Here is a 16,607-nt window from a genome sequence, read left to right as displayed (position 1 = left end):
AATGAGGTTTTTCAATTGAACAAGACGATGACGACCCGGCGGGGTTTCCTGCTTGGAGCAGGTGGCGTGGCGCTTGCCGGCCTTGCGGGCTGCAACACGACGACGCGTGAGGCCGCGAGGCCTGCGCCGCCTGCTGACGACCCGATGTACGCCATGATGTATGGCCCCAAGCCGGACGAACAGTTCCCGCTGCCCGAGATTCCCTATAAGCGGATTCCGCGTCAGTTCCTGCGGCAGATGGTGGCGAACCCGACAGGTGAGCGCCCCGGCGTCATCGTGGTCGATACGGCCAATCATTTCCTCTATCTCACCTATGAGAACAATCAGGCCATGCGTTACGGCGTCGGTCTTGGCCGTGCGGGCTTTGAATGGTCCGGCCGCGGCGTCATTCAGTATAAGCGGCAATGGCCGCGCTGGACGCCGCCCGATGAGATGATCGCGCGCCAGCCAGAACTGGAACCCTATAGCAGCCGCAACGGCGGCATGGAGCCGGGCCTGAAGAACCCTCTCGGCGCGCGTGCGCTCTATATCTTCAAGGATGGCAAGGACACGATCTATCGCCTGCACGGTTCGCCGGAATGGTGGACCATCGGCAAGTCGGTATCCTCAGGCTGCGTGCGCCTGCTGAACCAGGATATCATCGATCTTTATAACCGCGTGCCCGACGGGACGCCGATCGTGGTGACGGCGCTCGGCCCCGCACAACAGGGCGTGCCGATTAGCCAGGACGGTGTGCCCGTGGCGCAATATGGTAACGGCGTGATCGGCGACGGCCTGTCGCAACCGACACAGACCTATTGACAAGGCACAAAAAGGCCGCGCTTCGAGGCGCGGCCTTTTTTGTTTGCATGGTTCTTACTGCGCGCGCTTCAGCGCATCGCCGAGGATGGAGACGATATCGTCGAAATGGGATTTTTCGGCGATCAGTGGCGGTGAAAGGGCGATGATGTCGCCGGTGACGCGAATGAGCAGGCCGCGCTCGAAGCAATCCACGAAGACATCATAGGCGCGTGCGCCGGCAGCACCGTCGCGCGATTGCAACTCGATACCGGCGATGAAGCCTATGGTGCGGATGTCGATGACATTCGGTAGGCCCTTCAGGGAATGGATGGCGTCGTGCCAGACATCCTGCAATTCAGCCGCGCGGGTGAAAAGGCCCTCATCGCGATAGATGTCGAGCGTCGCGATACCGGCGGCGCAGGCGACGGGGTGGCCGGAATAGGTATAGCCGTGGAACAGCTCGATCTGGTTTTCCGGCCCATGCATCAGCGCATCATGCACCTTGCGGCTGGTGAAGACCGCGCCCATCGGAATCGCGCCGTTGGTCAGTCCCTTGGCAGCGGTGACGATATCTGGCGTAACGCTAAAATAGTTGGTGGCGAAGGTGGAGCCCATGCGGCCGAAACCGGTGATGACCTCATCGAAAATCAGAAGGATACCGTGCTTGTCGCAGATGGCGCGCAGGCGCTCCAGATAACCCTTCGGCGGCACCAGCACGCCGGTGGAGCCGGCGACCGGTTCGACGATGCAGGCGGCGATGGTTTCCGCGCCATGCAGGGCAACCAGCCGTTCCAGATCGTCCGCGAGCTCGGCGCCGTGCTCGGGCTGGCCTTTCACGAAGCTGTTCTTCGCCGGATCATGGGTGTGACGCAGGTGGTCTGCAGGGATTTGCGGGAAAACGCGACGGTTGTTGACGAGGCCGCCGACGGAGATGCCGCCGAAACCGACGCCATGATAACCGCGCTCACGACCGATCAACCGGCTGCGGGTGCCCTGGCCGATGGCGCGCTGGTAGGCGATGGCGATCTTCAGCGCCGTATCGACCGATTCCGATCCGGATCCGGTGTAGAAGATACGGTCGAGCTTCGCACCTTCCGGGCCGGGCGCAATTTCCGCCAGCCGCTCGGCGAATTCAAAGGCAACCGGGTGGCCCATCTGGAAGGAGGGCGCGTAATCCATGGTCGAAAGCTGGTGCTTGACGGCAGACGCGATCTGCTGGCGGCCGTGGCCGGCATTGACGCACCAAAGGCCAGCCGTGCCGTCGAGAACCTGGCGGCCGTCATTGCTGGTGTAATACATGCCCTCGGCGCTGGTCAGCAGGCGGGGATTAGCCTTGAACTGCCGGTTGGCGGTAAACGGCATCCAGTAGCTGTCGAGTGAGGTGGAATTGGATCGGCTCGGGTTGTCCATGGTGATCTCCTGTTCGTTGCCGGTGATTGAAAGCTATTTTCGCGACTGAACAAGCCCTTTTCTGTCTTTGGCCAAGCCATTGAAAATGCTATAGTGATGAACACGGATTTTCGATATTTCGAACAAGGGCAACGGGGGCTCAGGCATGTCGGTGGATATAGGCGGGCGTTTGCGCCATTTGCGGCTGCGCCATAATATTTCCCAGCGGGAACTGGCAAGGCGTGCCGGTGTCACCAATTCGACGATATCTCTGATTGAAACCAACACCTCCAACCCCTCCGTTGGCGCGTTGAAGCGCATTCTTGACGGTATACCGATCGGCCTTGCCGAATTTTTCGCTTTCGAGCCGGAGACAAGCCGCAAGGCTTTCTACCGGGCGGATGAGCTGGTTGAAATCGGCAAAGGGCCGATCTCCTTTCGGCAGGTGGGCGAGAATGTGTTCGGCCGCAGCCTGCAGATCCTCAAGGAATGTTACCAGCCGGGGGCGGACACCGGCAAGGTGCCGTTGGTTCACGATGGCGAGGAGGGGGGCATCATCCTCTCCGGGCGTCTGGAAGTGACGGTCGATGAGGAAAGGCGGGTGCTGGGGCCGGGCGACGCCTATTATTTCGAAAGCCGCAGGCCGCACCGCTTCCGCTGCGTCGGTCCCGTGCCCTGTGAGGTCATCAGCGCCTGCACACCGCCGACCTTCTGATTCCAGCGGTTTTTGCGCCTCGTGATGCTATTAGAAGGGGCAAATCGGGGCAATTCCGTGAAAAACGGCTGGAAGCTATGACGATTTTGCGTGGCTGCCATGACCAGAACGCAGTTTCCTGCCACTCTTTTGCCGTGTTTGCGCCGCTTTAGCAATTTTTCCATCGCTTTTTCTTGGCGGCCCTGCAATGTCAGGCAAAAAATCCCGGCGGATATGTCAAATTTTATATGCATTGCCGCAATCTTGCTGCGACGCAAAAAATTTTTATATTCCGTTACAGACGTTGCTGTTCTTAACGTTCCTGTCTCATCTCGCCAAGACAGAAGAAACACATAAGAAAAGACTATCGTCGGTATAAAACCTAATACATGCCGGGGCGGCACCCATGCTCTCAACACATGGCCGTCGGCGCATTTGTTGCTTTTTTATGCAACCGTTAATATTGCTCGGACGTTGATCGGCCGTTCGCGCAAGAAATCGCATAGACGGTTATGGCCAATGTGCCTTACAAAAAATCCATTAGCATCAAATTCCGAACACAGACTTGTTATCTCCTTTAGACGGAAAGACGCGCCTCCGGGCACCGACCAATCGCAAAACATAAATGGAGTTCTCTCTATGAAGTCCGCGACCCAATCGGCTGAACAGACACTCAGCAGCTCCGAAGATTTCGATGTCAGTTTCCCTATCGGGGGCATCGCAAAACGCAGCTTCGATATGACATCCGCTGCGCTTGCGCTGCTCATCTTCAGCCCGATATTCCTGTTGATCGCCGTGCTGGTGAAGTTGTCCGATCCCGGCCCGATCTTTTATGGGCACCGGCGTGTGGGGCATAATGGCCGCTATTTCCATTGCCTGAAATTCAGGACGATGGCGATGAACGGTGATGAGATTCTCCGGCAATATCTTGCGGCCAATCCGGAAGCGGCCGAAGAATGGCGCGCCACCCGCAAGCTCAAGAACGACCCGCGGGTTACTGCCGTCGGCGCCGTGTTGCGCAAGCTCTCGCTTGACGAACTGCCGCAGCTTCTCAACATCATCCGCGGCGAAATGAGCGTGGTTGGCCCACGCCCGGTCGTCGATGAGGAACTGAGCTATTATGAGAGCGCCGCCGCTTATTATCTCAGCACCCGCCCGGGCCTGACCGGCCTGTGGCAGATCAGCGGCCGCAACGACGTATCCTACAAGACACGCGTCGCTTTCGACACGCACTATGTGCAGAACTGGTCGATGCGTCAGGATGTCTTCATCATCGTCAAGACCATACCCGCCGTGTGCCTTTCACGCGGAAGCTACTGAAAACCGATATTGAGTTCGGCTTTATCGATCTTCGTTTCGACACGCACCCCGACCGGGATCCCAAGTCCGGTCTTTGGGTGCGTCATTGGTGCTAATCATACCGGCCGCTTTTCGCGGCGCTGTGCAGACGGCCCTGCCCAGTTGCGCGACGGCCGGATCGCCCGTGTGGCGATCCGCTAACAGGGAGTTTCCCGATGAACGGCTTGTCTGCCGCCCCCCGCCCGTTTGTGGCCCTCGTATTTGCCGCTTCCGTCGCCCTTGCCGCGCCGCTCTCAGCCATGGCTGCGGATGGCGCCCAATATAAGCTCGGTACCGCTGACAAGCTGCGTATCCGCGTTGCCGAATGGCAGCCGGCGGATGGTAGCATCCGCAACTGGGATGTCATCAACGGCGATTATTCCGTCGGTCCGTCGGGGGCGCTCTCCCTGCCTTTCATCGGCCAGCTGGATGTTGCGGGCAAGAGCCCATCGGAGGTCGGCGAAGAGATTGGAGCCCAGCTTCAGAGCAAGTTCGCCCTTCGCAACCTGCCTTCGGCCTCCGTCGAGATCGCGCAGTTCCGGCCGATCTTCTTGAGCGGCGATGTGCAGACGCCGGGTGAATATCCCTATGCCGCCAATCTCACGGTGCTGAAGGCGGTCAGCCTTGCCGGGGGTCTGCGGCGCTCGGATGCCGGGCAGCGTTTTGCCCGCGACTTCATCAATGCCCGTGGTGACGCAGCCGTCTATGACAACCAGCGCGCAAGGCTGCTTGCCCGTCAGGCGCGGCTGATTGCCGAGGTCAAGGGTGACGCGACCATCGCCAAGACGCCTGAAATGGAAAAGATCGGCGATATCGACCTGCTGCTGGCCAGCGAAAGCGCGCTGATGAAATCGCGCACCGAACGTTACACCCTGCAACTCAAGGCGCTGACGGACCTCCACGCCCTTCTGGAGAGCGAAGTCGAATCCCTGAAGAAGAAATCGGAGACGCAGAACCGTCAGCTCCAGCTTGCCAACGAGGACCGCGACCGCGTCAACCGGCTGAACGAGCAGGGGCTTGCGCTGTCGCAACGGCGCATTTCTGCGGAAGAACGCGCCGCGGAAGTGGAATCCAACCTGCTCGATATCGATACGCAGTCGCTGCGCGCCAAACAGGATATCAACAAGGCGACCCAGGACGAGATCAATCTGCGCAACGACTGGGTGGCGCAGCGCTCCAAGGAACTGCAGGACACGGAAGCGGAACTGGACAAGCTTAACCTGCAGCTGACCACCAGCCGCGAATTGATGTCGGAAGCGTTGGCGCAATCAGCGGAAGCGATCCGTTTTGACCCGTCGGGCAAGTCCGCGACAATCAGCTATGTCGTGGTGCGTGAGGAGAACGGCAAGCCGAAGGAGCTAAAGGTGGATGAAAACGCCATGCTCCAGCCCGGCGATGTCATCAAGGTCTCGTCTGAAATCCTGATGCAGTGAGGTTTCAATGCGGATCGCCAAATCGGCGCTGATCGATCCCGAACGCAACGAAGTTTATGGAATGGCGGCCATTGCGCTGTCGTTCTTCGTTTTCGCCTATTCGTCGCGTTTCGGGCAAATCTCGGTTCTGGCCTATTATGGCATGTGGCTGCCGCTCGTTGTGGTCGATTATCGGCGCGTGCTCGGCAATTATCCGCGCTATCTCTGGATATTCGCCTTCGGAATCTTGACGGTTTTGTCCAGTTTTTGGTCAGAAGCGGCTTCGGTGACCATGCGTGCCTCCATCCAGTATATGACGCATATCGTCTGCGCGCTGATCGCCATGCGGGTGATCTCGATCTGGACGCTGACGCGCGGTGCGCTGATTGGCATCGCCCTCGTTCTGCTCTATTCGCTGCTGTTCGGCATTTATCTCTTCGATGCGCTGGATGGCACCTATAGTTTCGTCGGCGCTTTTTCTTCCAAGAACCAGCTCGGCTTTTATGCCTCGCTCGGCGTCATTTTTGCCGCCGCATCGGTGCTGGTGCTCAAGCAAAGGGGCATCTGGTTGCCGACTGCCGGCGTCACCGGGCTCCTGTCGGCCTATAGCCTCCTTGCGTCCCAATCGGCCACATCCACTATTACCACGGCGGCAGTGGTCGCCCTTATCATCGGCTTCATTCCCATCGGCATGCTGTCGCCGGCGAACCGAAAGATGACGTTTTTTGTGCTCGGTGGTCTCGGCGCATTGCTGGCGGTCGCTTCCCTGCAATTCGGCCTGCTGGACGCCATTCTCGGCATTTTCGGCAAGGATTCGACGTTGACCGGCCGAACCTACCTCTGGCAGCAGGGCATCGAGGCGGCGAAACAGACGCCGATCCTCGGCGTCGGTTATCAGGGGTTCTGGGTTGCGGGTTTTCCCGATGCCGAACGGTTGTGGAACGATTTCTTCATTACCGGCCGCAGCGGCTTTCATTTCCATAATACCTACATCGAGACCGTGGTGGAAAACGGCTTTGTCGGCATGCTGCTGCTTGGCATGGTGCTTTATGGCACTTTGCTCGGGCATCTGCGCTCGGTGCTGATGCGCAAGAGCGATCCGCAGGGCGTCATCCTGTTTGCGATCTGCGCCCTGTTTGTCGTGCGTTCCTTCGTAGAGATCGACATCATCTTCCCCTACCAGATAGGCTCGTTCCTGCTTTATTTCGCCGCCGGGAAACTATGTCTTCCGGCAAGGGTTTCCGAGGGGAGCGAGCAACACCCGGCAATCGGAATGCGGTTGCAAACGAGAGCCTAGAGATAATCCGCCGAGACGTGCGGACTGGCGTGGATGAAACTCCACATGTCCTTGCTGACCTCGACGATGTCGGCGATCGATTTTTCGAGCTGCCCGATTTCCTTCTCGTCCATGCGCTCGACCTTGCCGTAGCGCACCTGGCTGTCATCCTCCACCAGCCGCATGAGCTGCGTACTGGCAATCTCACCCTTCTCGTCGAAGGAATAGATGCAGTGATTGTATTTGTTGCGCGTCCTCGCTTCTTTCTTCAGCCGCGCCATGATGGAGAGTATGGTCTTGCGGTCTTTCGCATCGGTGGAAGGAAGCTTCGCCAGGCGCTCAATCAGATCCATTCGCGCCCGTGTGGTGTTAAGCGTCAGGAACACGACGATTGCCGCTTCCTTCTCCACTCTCAGGAGATGGACGATCAGATAGATCATCAGGCTTTCCGTGTTGGTCCACACGTAATTCAGCCTGCCGACCAGCAGCAATACATCCGACATCACCGCCATGCCCGCTTCTCCCACCCCAAAAGAATTATACGGGCATTATATGCCGACAGGGGTGGGATTGACAGTGTAAATCCCTGTTATTTCTTCATCTTTCCTTGAAAGCGCGGGACATGCTGTCCGAGATCGGTTTGGTCAGATATTCGAAGAAGGTACGCTCCGAGGTCTGGATCAATACGTCGGCCGGCATGCCGGGCACGGGATGGAAATTATGGACCTTGGCGATCTCTTCGTCGGGTATCTGGACGCGCACGATATAGACGTCCTTGACCTGAAGGCCGGCATTTTCCTCGATACTGTCGGCTGAAACGTAAAAGACCTTGCCGTTCAGAACTGGCGTGGTGCGGCGGTTGAGCGCTGAGAGGCGGATTGCGGCGGTCTGCCCTTCATGCAGCTGGTCGATGGAGGTTCTGAGCACCTGTGCCTCGAGAATGAGGGGAACATGGGCGGGCAGGATTTCCATGATCGGCTTGCCTGTCGTGATGACGCCCCCAGGCGTGTGATAATAGGCGCGCACCACGGTGCCGTTGACGGGGGAGCGGATGATGGTGCGTTCCAGCACTTCAGCCGCGCCGCGCACCTGTTCGCGCACGCTGTCGAGATCGGATTCGGCGGTTTCCAGCGCATCGAGCGCCGCCTGCTTGTTGGCGTTGACGGCAATGACCGCTTCCTGCCGGAACTTGGCGATTTCCGCCTCGCTCTGGTTCATTTCGCCACTCAGCCGGGCGATATCGCCCATGGCGTCGGCGATGGCGCGCTCCAGCGCCAGCATGTCGGTCTTGCGGATGACGCCGTCCTTGGCGAGCCGTTCCTTGGAGTCGCGCTCCTGTGTCAAAAGCGCCAATTGCCGGTCGAAGGATTGTTTTTGGCCTTCATACCCCGCATAGCGGAACTCCAGCGACTTGATGTTCTTGTCGATGAGGTTCAGCTGCTCTTCGAGCTTGATGAGCTTGCTGTGGAACACGATGTTCTGGCTCTGGATGATGGAATTGATATCCGGATCGCCGGCTTCCTTCATGACGATATCAGGCACCTTGAAGCTTCTTGCGCCCTGGGCCTCGGCGCGCAGGCGCATTACGATGGTCTCGAGGCGAAGCCGCCGCAGTTGCAGCATGCGCTCGTTGGCAAGCGCCGTCGTCTTGTCCAGCGTCAGAAGGACATCGCCTTCCTTGACCGTCTCACCTTCGCTTACCATCATTTCCTTGATGATGCCGCCTTCCAGATGCTGCACCACCTTGTTGTTGCCGGTGGCGACGAAACTGCCCTGCGCGATGATGGCGGAAGAGAGCGGTGCGGTGCTGGCCCAGAATCCGAAACCGCCGAACGAGGCGAGCAGCATGGTAAGGCCGATCGAACTGTGCAGGCGGATCGAGCGCGGCACCTCGCTGTACCACTCCAGCTGGCCCTGGGGTTTGACTTCGGCAATGGCGGTTTTCTTTTTGAACATGACGATCCTCAACCCTCGATTTGCGGGGACTGGTTAGCCTGGCGGCCATTGCCGGAAAGCGCCTTCAGCACGTCCATCCTTTCGCCGAACATGGCGACCGATCCGTCTTTCAGCACCATGATCTTGTCGACGCATTGAAGCAGCGCCGGCCGCTGGGTGATAGTGACGGTGGTGATGCCCTGTCTTTTGGCGTGGAGCAGCGCCTTGGCCAGAGCCTGTTCGCCCTGTGTATCCAGATTGGAGTTTGGCTCATCCAAAACCACGAATTTGGGATCGCCGAAGAAGGCGCGGGCAAGTGCGATACGCTGTTTCTGGCCGCCTGAAAGCGGTGCGCCATCGGCGGCGACCACGGTCTCATAACCCTGTGGGAAGCCGGCGATCAGTTCGTGCACATCCGCCAGTACCGCGGCCTCGTAAATCTGCCGGTCTTCGACATCGTCGCGCATGCGGCAGATGTTGGCCTTGATGGTGCCGGGGAAAAGCTGCACATCCTGCGGCAGGTAACCGATGCTTTCACCGAATTGCCGCTGGTCCCAGTTACGCAAATCCATGAGGTCGAGGCGCACATTGCCTGACGTGGGAAGGATGGAGCCGACCAGCATCTTGCCGAGCGTCGTCTTGCCGGAGCCGGAATTGCCAATGATGGCGAGCGATTCCCCTTTTTTCAGCGAAAAGGAAATGCCGTTCAAGATCACCTTCTTCTGCGGCGGCGGTACGAAGAGGATGCGCTCGACGTCGAGACGCCCTTCCGGGTTGGGCAGGCGCAGGCGCGGGAAGTTTAGCGGCGAATTGACGAGAAGCTGTTTGATGCGGCCATAGGAGGCGGCGGATTTGTTGAACTGGTGCCAGCCTTCGATCGCGCCCTCGATGGGCGCCAGCGCGCGGCCGGAAATGATGGAGGCTGCAATCACCATGCCGCCGGTCAGTTCGCCGGATAGCGACAGATGCGCGCCCCAGCCGAGCAGAGCCACCTGGGTGATCATGCGCGCGCCCTTGGAGACGCCTGAGAACATGATGTTGCGATCCTGCGCCGCCACATGCGATTTCAGCGAACCGGCGGTTTCGCGGCCCCACATTTTCACCGCCTCAGGGATCATCGCAAGCGCATTGATGATCTGCGAATTGCGCGACATGGAATCGAGGTGGAAATTGGCGCGGCTGAGATAACCTGATGCTTCGGCGAACTGTCTCGCAGTGAAGCGCTGGTTCAGCCAGGCAATGATGAACAGCACGACGCAGCAGACCATGATAATGATGCCGAGATGTGGATGGACGAGATAGACCACCACGATGAAAAGCGGCATCAGCGGGGCATCGAGAAAGGCAATGAGGGTGCCGGAGGTGAGGAAAGAACGGAGTTGCTGCAGATCCTGCAAGGTCTGATAGTCCTTGCCGTTGCCATGCAGGGAGGCGCGGGCGGCGGCGGACAGGATCGGCGCGCCAAGCTGCACCTCGAGTTCGACGGCGGTGCGCATCAGGATGAAGCGGCGGATGGCGTCCATGAAGGCCTGCAGCAGAACCGCGCCAATGACGGCGACAGTCAGCATCACCAACGTATCCATCGAGCGGCTGGTCAGAACCCGGTCGGAAATCTGGAACAGATAGAGCGGGATGGAGAGCAGCAGGATGTTGATGGCGACAGTGAACAGCATCACCACCACCATGTTGCGCCGCACGGCGGCGATGCCCTTGGCAAGGCTTGCGGCGAAATTGATCGGCTCGCTGCGTTTGTGAAAACCGCTCTGGCTTCCACCGCCGCCGCCGCCGCCACCACCGCCATTGTCCGTCGGCTCCTTGCCGCCGCCGCCCGTCACCGGCCGGCGTTCGTTTTCACGGACCGGCCCGTCATTATTGTCGATGGTCTTGACGAAAGGCAGGTCGCCATTGTCGATCTTGGCCTGTGGTTCCGGCGGGGAGGCGGGTTGCCTATCCCGTTGAGGTGCCGGCCGTTCTGGAGGAACATCCCGTAATTGTTCCGCCTGATCGGTTTTTGCATGGGGTTGGGAGATAACTTGTGGGGAGGCGGTCTGCGCGGGGGATGAAACGGTTTTTGCCGTCTGTTCCGCACCGGATAACTGGCGCAGGTTCTCGACGGCTTCATTGATTGCTGAAATACAGGCATCCGTCAGTTTGCTGTCTTCCGCTTCCTGATCCAGTGGCAAGTCAAGCGAGCGTCCGTCGGCGATGTTTTTTCTTGAAATATGATCCATTTTATATCGGTCCCCTCGGTGATCTAGCGGTGTTTGCGGTTCCGGCTGCGGCGGGGTGCGTTTGCAGTCCCGCTTGCCGGAGATTACGCAACGACCGTCTGCATGACGTCGGCCGGATGGGCATTCGACCATGACAGGTCGTGACCGGCATTGATGACGCCATTGGATTCGTTTTCGATGGTGGCGGGATCGTCGTGAAGAAAGGCGATGACCTCGTTCGCCAGCTGGCCTTGCTGGGGTTGTGACATGTCGTTTTCGATGATGCCGCCCTGTATCAGTATGGCGTCGGAATAAACGCCGCCGGCGACATAGGTGGTGGAGCCGAAGCTGTCGTAGTCGATGATCTGCGCCAGATTGACGACGGCATTGCTGCCGGTGTCGATATGGATGGTGGCGTCCTCGTTATTTTCGGCGAGCTTGGCGACCGCCTGCGTCACATCGTCGGAATCGCCCAGTACGCTCACCTGTTTTATGATGCTGACGTCATAAAGATTGCCGGTGATGTAGAGGACGTTCAGACCCTCATAGCCGACGAAATTGACGTCATGAGCAAGCGCATCCGGCATGTTGGGATCGCGCTCGTTGATGGCGTTCACTGTCTGGTTCATATAGTCCGGCATGGTTTCGAAACGGTCGTTGCTGCCGACGTTGTGAATGGCAGCATCGTTCCACAGCAAATTGTTGCCGGACTGGATGGTGGCGCCTTCCGGTGCATCGGGATTGGCGCGCGCCCAGTCATTGTCGTAGAGCACCGCCATCTGGCTGATGATGTTCATGTCCAGCACGTCGCCGCCGACGATGATCAGGTCATATTGCATGCCGATGCCGAGGAAGTTCGCAATGTTAAGTGCCGCGTTGCCGCCTGTCAGCAGGCTGACGGTGGCGCCGGAGGTCGTTATCGTCATCGTGTCGTTGTCGCTGACGAACTGGTACTGCTCGATCCAGTGCACAAAAGAAACGTCGCCTTCCAGCACACTGACGCGCCAGGCGGTTGGAAAAATCGGCGGCTCGCCGTTGCCCTGACTGCTGTTCTCCGTGTTTTCGGCGCCTGGATAGACGCTACGCTCGAAGCTGGCGATATTGAAGGCTGCCGTCGCCGCCTGATCTTCCGCGCGTGTGAAAACGGAGTCGATCTCGTCCCTGTCGCTATAGATATAGGCTTGGGTGATCGCGTCGATCTGGTGATAGTCGCCCATGACGGCGGTTACCGACGTCATGACACCGGTATTGACCAACGTGGCGATGTTGGCGACGACATTGGCGCCTGCGGCTACATCAAGGCTGTTGCCGGCAGGGGTGTCCTCATGCAGCGAAACATCGCTCTTTTCCGGCTCTTCCGCCGGCTTGGCGATACCGCGATCAGGCATGTAGTCGTCGAGCATCGGCTTTTCACTGGCAACCGAGCCGTTGATATAAAGCCCGTCGATGTCGTGGCCGGCAAGAACGAAATCCTGATCCGCGCCGGTGCCGAGCGACGTCACGTCGTTTTCGCGGGCGTGATCGATATAGTTGTGCGCAGATTTGGCAAGTGCCTGCAGGGCATCGTAATTGTCTGTGCGCTGGAAACCGGCAAAAGGCGTGAAGGTGGAGGCGTCGTTGTAGAACTCGACGGTGCGGGCTGTGACAAAGGTCGTATCGCGGGCCGCATAGGGGCCGTCCGTCATATTCAGGTAGTCGTCGTCCTGAAGAATATTGACCTGCGCCACATGTGCGATGACCGAGCCGGGACCGGTGTGAACCACCAGTTCGTACTCCTCCTCGAACGAAAGACGGCCGGGAAAACGGAAATGGGCGGCGGAAATATCGATAGGGACAGCATTTGCGAGCTGCTGCATGTCGTATTCGACCATGCGCGCGAAATGCGGCTGCAGATAATCGAAATCATAATAACCGGCGCGGTAGTTGACGCCGGGATCGTAGTCCTTGAGCGCAACATCATAATTTTTGTCGAGCAGTTTTGCCGCCTCATCGTCCGGCAGACGGTCCGGATTTGAGTGCGCCGGGCCTTCGCTGTAATTCGTTCTCAGCCGCGCGTCCTCGATCACTGTATCGAACAGGCCGATGAAATGCGCAATCATGTCCGAAATCTTGTCGATATGCATCGGAGGTCCCTCCCTGATCGCTGCGGCGGACGGGAGAGGCGGGCGGCACACTTCTCAGAGGCGGTGCTTCGTTTTACCCAGCCTGGTCGTTCAACCGCAAGCTGCACCGACAGGTGCCGGTGCAGCTATTTTCTCGAGAGGCGCCCGTCAGGCGCTGGTATCCTCACCGACGTCAGATACATGCGAGTTACCGCCTGTGATCGTGACATCAACTGCATTGGAGAGCATGTTGGCGCCCTGCACCAGTTCCAGATGGAAGCCGGAATTTGCAAGGATTGCCGATGCATCCGCAGTGCTGGTGCCTGCTGCGTCGTCGCCGGCCTTGAGGTCCCAACCCTTGCCGTCCATGCCTTCGGCGCCGTAGGCGTCACCAGCATTGGCGCTCAGGTGGTTTTCAGCGCCGCCGTTCTGCATCTTGACGTCGTAGGCCATATCCTGATCTGCCAGGTGGTTGGCCTGCACCATGCTGAAGCCGGTGTCATTGCCGTCGCCGTTGAGCGAGCCGTTGAGGATATTGTCGACGTCGAGGGTGAAGGAGAAGTCGTCACCCAGATTGAAGGTGAGGTCTCCGCCGGCAACGCCGAGATTGTCGACATCCTTGACGCCCATGATGTTGCCGAAGTCGTCATCCGACTTGTAGAAACTGTCTGCGGAGTTGAAGCTGTCGGAGGTCGTGGTGGTCTTGGTGGAGGTGTCGTTGTCGGAATAGGAGAACGTCTTGTTGTCCGTATCCGTAATTGTCTTCACATTGGTATCATTGTCGCTGTACGACTTGCTTTCATAGCTCCAGTCGTAGTCGGTTTTGATATCAGTGCTGGTTTCGGTGCTTGTTTTGACTGTCGTGTCGTTGTCGCTATACGACTTGCTGTCATAGCTCCAGTCATAGTCGTTGTCGCGATTGTCACCGTTATTGGCGTCAACATCGATCTTGGCGTCAACATCCACATTGGTGCTGTTGTCGCTGTTGTCGTTGTTGCGGTTTTCGCCGTTTGCGGTGCCGACATTGCTGTCATCTACCTTGGCGTCATTGGTCGAGGTGTTGGCAAAACCCTCGGAAAGCGCGCCGATCTTGGTGATGTCGTCGTCGCTGCCAGATGCCTTGTGATCATAACCCATTTCGATTTCCTCCGAAAAAGCTCGGAGCAGCTTTCGAAATCCCTCTCATCTCAAACGGGATTTTTTCGCGCTTGCTCCAGGTAGCATGAAGATTGACGTTTTGCAGATGCACTCGGTACGCATCATCTGCGGTTCGGCAGTGGCCCGTGAGCGGGCTCTTTTCGTTCAGCCCTTGTGCGCTACTCGGTAAAAAGGCGCACAAATCCGTTCCTCGCTCCAGCAGGGGAGCGCGGTGGCTTCGTCTTTTTGCTTGCATGTTTTCTTGAAAAGGGACCGGCGTTTTTCAAACACACGTCAAGGCCGGAGGTGTCTTTCCATCGGCCGCCGTTCAGCGACGGTCAGACTGTGCCGCAGAAAAATTGCGCTTCCTAGATATCAATTCGGGTTAAACCCATCGGCACTGTTACCCCGAATATATATGCTGCAGGGTTGTCCGGTGTGCCGCGTCGTAGGTTTGGCCGGAGATTAAGAGGGTTTCGGCGGGTAAAGAGGGCTTTTTGAAAACAGGGTTAATTACGGCGGGAAATGATCTTTATCCCGGAAAGGAACAGCTCCGCGCTTCGTTCGCTGGCAAGCTATGTAAAGAGATATCAACTAAAAGTTATATATTCCCGGATTGCAAAACCACAGCGAAAGCTTTTCCGATGCGCCTGTTTTTGCGGGCGTTCCCGAAGGGGTGATTCTATCGCTTCGTAGCCTGTTTTGTATGTCAATTGTAAAAAATAACCCGTTTGGGCCATTTATTTACACAGCTTTTCGTATTAGCGTGTATTAATTAACGGGTGATTAATAATAGTTGACAGGACTTAAAGCGGAGAATCACCCCCAAGTATGCCGGGGAAAAGATAGCCGGCGGACAACAGGCTGCACAACCAAAAGAAAGTAATGCGTAAGCGCTTGAGGGAGGCGTCAATGTTCATGGGAACGTCAGATTATGCGGCAAAACAAAAAAACGCCGTTGCTCCTATAAATGGAACTTTATTGATCATAGCGGATCCGGACCTGTTTTCCGAGTGCCTCACGGAGGCGTTGGGCAAAAAGTTCCCCACATTCGCGGTGGTAAGCGTAAGGTCGTCGGCGGAGATCGAAGACGATTACGGTAATAATGTACGGCTGGTTTTGCCTTACCGGATGTCTGGCGATCGTCTTCACGCCGTTCTATCGGAGGTTCGGGCAAAACATCCCGATGCGCCGATCGCGCTCGTTGTCGAAACCATCGATAAATTCGAGGAGTCGTTGAAAAGATTGGTGGGAATGCGCGTTATCGACGGCGTGTTGCCGCTCAACCTCAGGCTCGATGTCTTCATGGCGGCCGTCGATCTGCTGATGAAGGGCGGGGAACATTTTCCGGCTGCCCTTCTCGGCAAGCTCACGCCCTATTCTTCTTCTGTCAGCGGCAAGAGCGTTCAAAGCAACGCCGTTATCGCCAATCGCGCCGATGCACTTGCCGCAGGCAGGAGCGACATGGCGGCGTTGACGACACGCGAGGTGCAAATCCTCGATTTGCTTTGCAAGGGAACGCAAAACAAGATCATTGCTGATCGGCTGCATCTGTCCGAGAACACCGTCAAGGTTCACGTTCGCAATATCTATAAGAAAATGAACGTGCGCAACCGCACGGAGGCTGCGTCTCGCTTCTTTAACAAGGACGAAGACACGACCTTCCCCGGCGGCTGGAAGAACTGAGCGTCAGGACGGCTAGAGCCGTCCGGACGCCAGTTCCTTCCGGTGTTTCTCCAGGAGGCTCAGGGCCTCAGGAAGCAGCGGGATTTCTGCCCGAATCCGCTCGGTGAGCAGATATAGGGAGAAGAACCCGAGTAGGACTGTCGCGATATCGCGGGCGTGTCCGAGGCGTCGGCAACGAGCGTAACGGCCGCGTTGCCTGTTTTTTGATAACCGTAGGACGCCTTCGCCGGAGCGACCCGACCTTGGATCGCGGCGGTATTGGCCGACGCGGTCTTGATGAGAACGGCGTCTTCAACCACGGAGCATGAAGCCGTCGCGAAAGTGAAGGTTACAAGTGCTGCGGCAATAAGCGCGAAGCGACAATGGCGGGCTGCTTTGCCGCTATGGGAATAAGGCATTTCATTCGTCATGTGTGTCCCCTGAAATCGACTGTCTGTCGCATCTCGCCGGGCGGTTTTGTTCCCGGTGGACCGAGCCTTACAAAACCAGCATAGCCCCGACTGGTTGAGCGAAGCTTGCGCTAATGCTCAATAAGAAAGGCATAATAGAGGCATAGTTAAAAAGTATTAAATCAAGGGGCTATTTTGAGTAGTTTTGGGTAATCAATTGTAATATTTCGATAAAATGAAGTTGACCTGTTATCTGCTG

At 57.7% G+C, this 16,607-nt stretch carries 13 protein-coding genes; 6 read left to right on the top strand and 7 right to left on the bottom strand.

The window, feature by feature from the left end; translation table 11 throughout:
- Positions 1 to 15 precede the first annotated feature (15 nt).
- Positions 16 to 801, top strand: a complete 786-nt coding sequence (locus tag AGR1_RS17090; RefSeq protein WP_137411622.1) for a L,D-transpeptidase — start codon at positions 16 to 18, stop codon at positions 799 to 801.
- A gap of 54 nt (positions 802 to 855) precedes the next feature.
- Here AGR1_RS17090 and AGR1_RS17085 read toward each other — a convergent pair whose 3' ends face one another.
- Positions 856 to 2,190, bottom strand: coding sequence for an aspartate aminotransferase family protein (locus tag AGR1_RS17085; RefSeq protein ID WP_149147658.1), 1,335 nt, complete (start codon positions 2,188 to 2,190; stop codon positions 856 to 858).
- Between the two features lie 145 nt (positions 2,191 to 2,335).
- Between AGR1_RS17085 and AGR1_RS17080 the strand changes: the two genes are divergently transcribed.
- The 4 genes from AGR1_RS17080 (at position 2,336) to AGR1_RS17065 (ending at position 6,910) form a co-directional block, all read left to right on the top strand.
- Positions 2,336 to 2,884 carry a cupin domain-containing protein gene (locus AGR1_RS17080; RefSeq protein ID WP_080795900.1) on the top strand — a complete coding sequence of 183 codons (549 nt, stop codon included), beginning with the start codon at positions 2,336 to 2,338 and terminating at the stop codon, positions 2,882 to 2,884.
- Positions 2,885 to 3,502: 618 nt separating this feature from the next.
- Complete coding sequence (locus AGR1_RS17075) at positions 3,503 to 4,183, top strand: sugar transferase (RefSeq protein ID WP_077984348.1); 681 nt, start codon at positions 3,503 to 3,505, stop codon at positions 4,181 to 4,183.
- A 194-nt stretch (positions 4,184 to 4,377) separates the two neighbouring features.
- Entirely contained in the window at positions 4,378 to 5,634 is a 1,257-nt protein-coding gene (locus tag AGR1_RS17070) for a polysaccharide biosynthesis/export family protein (RefSeq protein ID WP_149147657.1), read from the top strand.
- A gap of 7 nt (positions 5,635 to 5,641) precedes the next feature.
- Complete coding sequence (locus AGR1_RS17065) at positions 5,642 to 6,910, top strand: O-antigen ligase (RefSeq protein ID WP_149147656.1); 1,269 nt, start codon at positions 5,642 to 5,644, stop codon at positions 6,908 to 6,910.
- Here the strand turns inward: AGR1_RS17065 and AGR1_RS17060 are convergent.
- The 5 genes from AGR1_RS17060 to AGR1_RS17040 all read right to left on the bottom strand — a co-directional run bounded on the left by AGR1_RS17060 (position 6,907) and on the right by AGR1_RS17040 (position 14,273).
- Positions 6,907 to 7,401, bottom strand: coding sequence for a hypothetical protein (locus AGR1_RS17060; protein ID WP_149147655.1), 495 nt, complete (start codon positions 7,399 to 7,401; stop codon positions 6,907 to 6,909). The genes AGR1_RS17065 and AGR1_RS17060 overlap by 4 nt on opposite strands.
- Before the next feature lie 85 nt (positions 7,402 to 7,486).
- Positions 7,487 to 8,845 (bottom strand): HlyD family type I secretion periplasmic adaptor subunit, encoded by a 1,359-nt coding sequence (locus AGR1_RS17055; protein ID WP_080795910.1) that lies wholly within the window; start codon positions 8,843 to 8,845, stop codon positions 7,487 to 7,489.
- 8 nt (positions 8,846 to 8,853) lie between these two features.
- The gene (locus AGR1_RS17050) at positions 8,854 to 11,055 is read right to left on the bottom strand and encodes a type I secretion system permease/ATPase (protein WP_149147654.1); all 2,202 of its coding nucleotides are present in this window, start codon (positions 11,053 to 11,055) and stop codon (positions 8,854 to 8,856) included.
- 83 nt (positions 11,056 to 11,138) lie between these two features.
- Positions 11,139 to 13,157: a hypothetical protein gene (locus tag AGR1_RS17045; protein ID WP_149147653.1), complete on the bottom strand. Its 2,019-nt coding sequence runs from the start codon at positions 13,155 to 13,157 to the stop codon at positions 11,139 to 11,141.
- A 147-nt stretch (positions 13,158 to 13,304) separates the two neighbouring features.
- Positions 13,305 to 14,273, bottom strand: a complete 969-nt coding sequence (locus tag AGR1_RS17040; RefSeq protein ID WP_080795915.1) for a fibrinogen-binding protein — start codon at positions 14,271 to 14,273, stop codon at positions 13,305 to 13,307.
- Between the two features lie 912 nt (positions 14,274 to 15,185).
- Here AGR1_RS17040 and AGR1_RS17035 point away from each other — a divergent pair.
- Complete coding sequence (locus tag AGR1_RS17035) at positions 15,186 to 15,959, top strand: response regulator transcription factor (RefSeq protein WP_080795917.1); 774 nt, start codon at positions 15,186 to 15,188, stop codon at positions 15,957 to 15,959.
- A gap of 59 nt (positions 15,960 to 16,018) precedes the next feature.
- On the opposite strand, the gene AGR1_RS17030 is transcribed toward AGR1_RS17035, so the two are convergent.
- The gene (locus AGR1_RS17030) at positions 16,019 to 16,369 is read right to left on the bottom strand and encodes a hypothetical protein (protein ID WP_080795921.1); all 351 of its coding nucleotides are present in this window, start codon (positions 16,367 to 16,369) and stop codon (positions 16,019 to 16,021) included.
- Positions 16,370 to 16,607 lie beyond the last annotated feature (238 nt).

The sequence above is a fragment of the Agrobacterium sp. B1(2019) genome (genome assembly GCF_008274755.1).
In the GTDB taxonomy this organism is placed as follows: domain Bacteria; phylum Pseudomonadota; class Alphaproteobacteria; order Rhizobiales; family Rhizobiaceae; genus Agrobacterium; species Agrobacterium salinitolerans.
The sequence above is the reverse complement of the archived record's forward strand: the minus strand, read 5'-3'. Positions and strand labels throughout refer to the sequence as shown.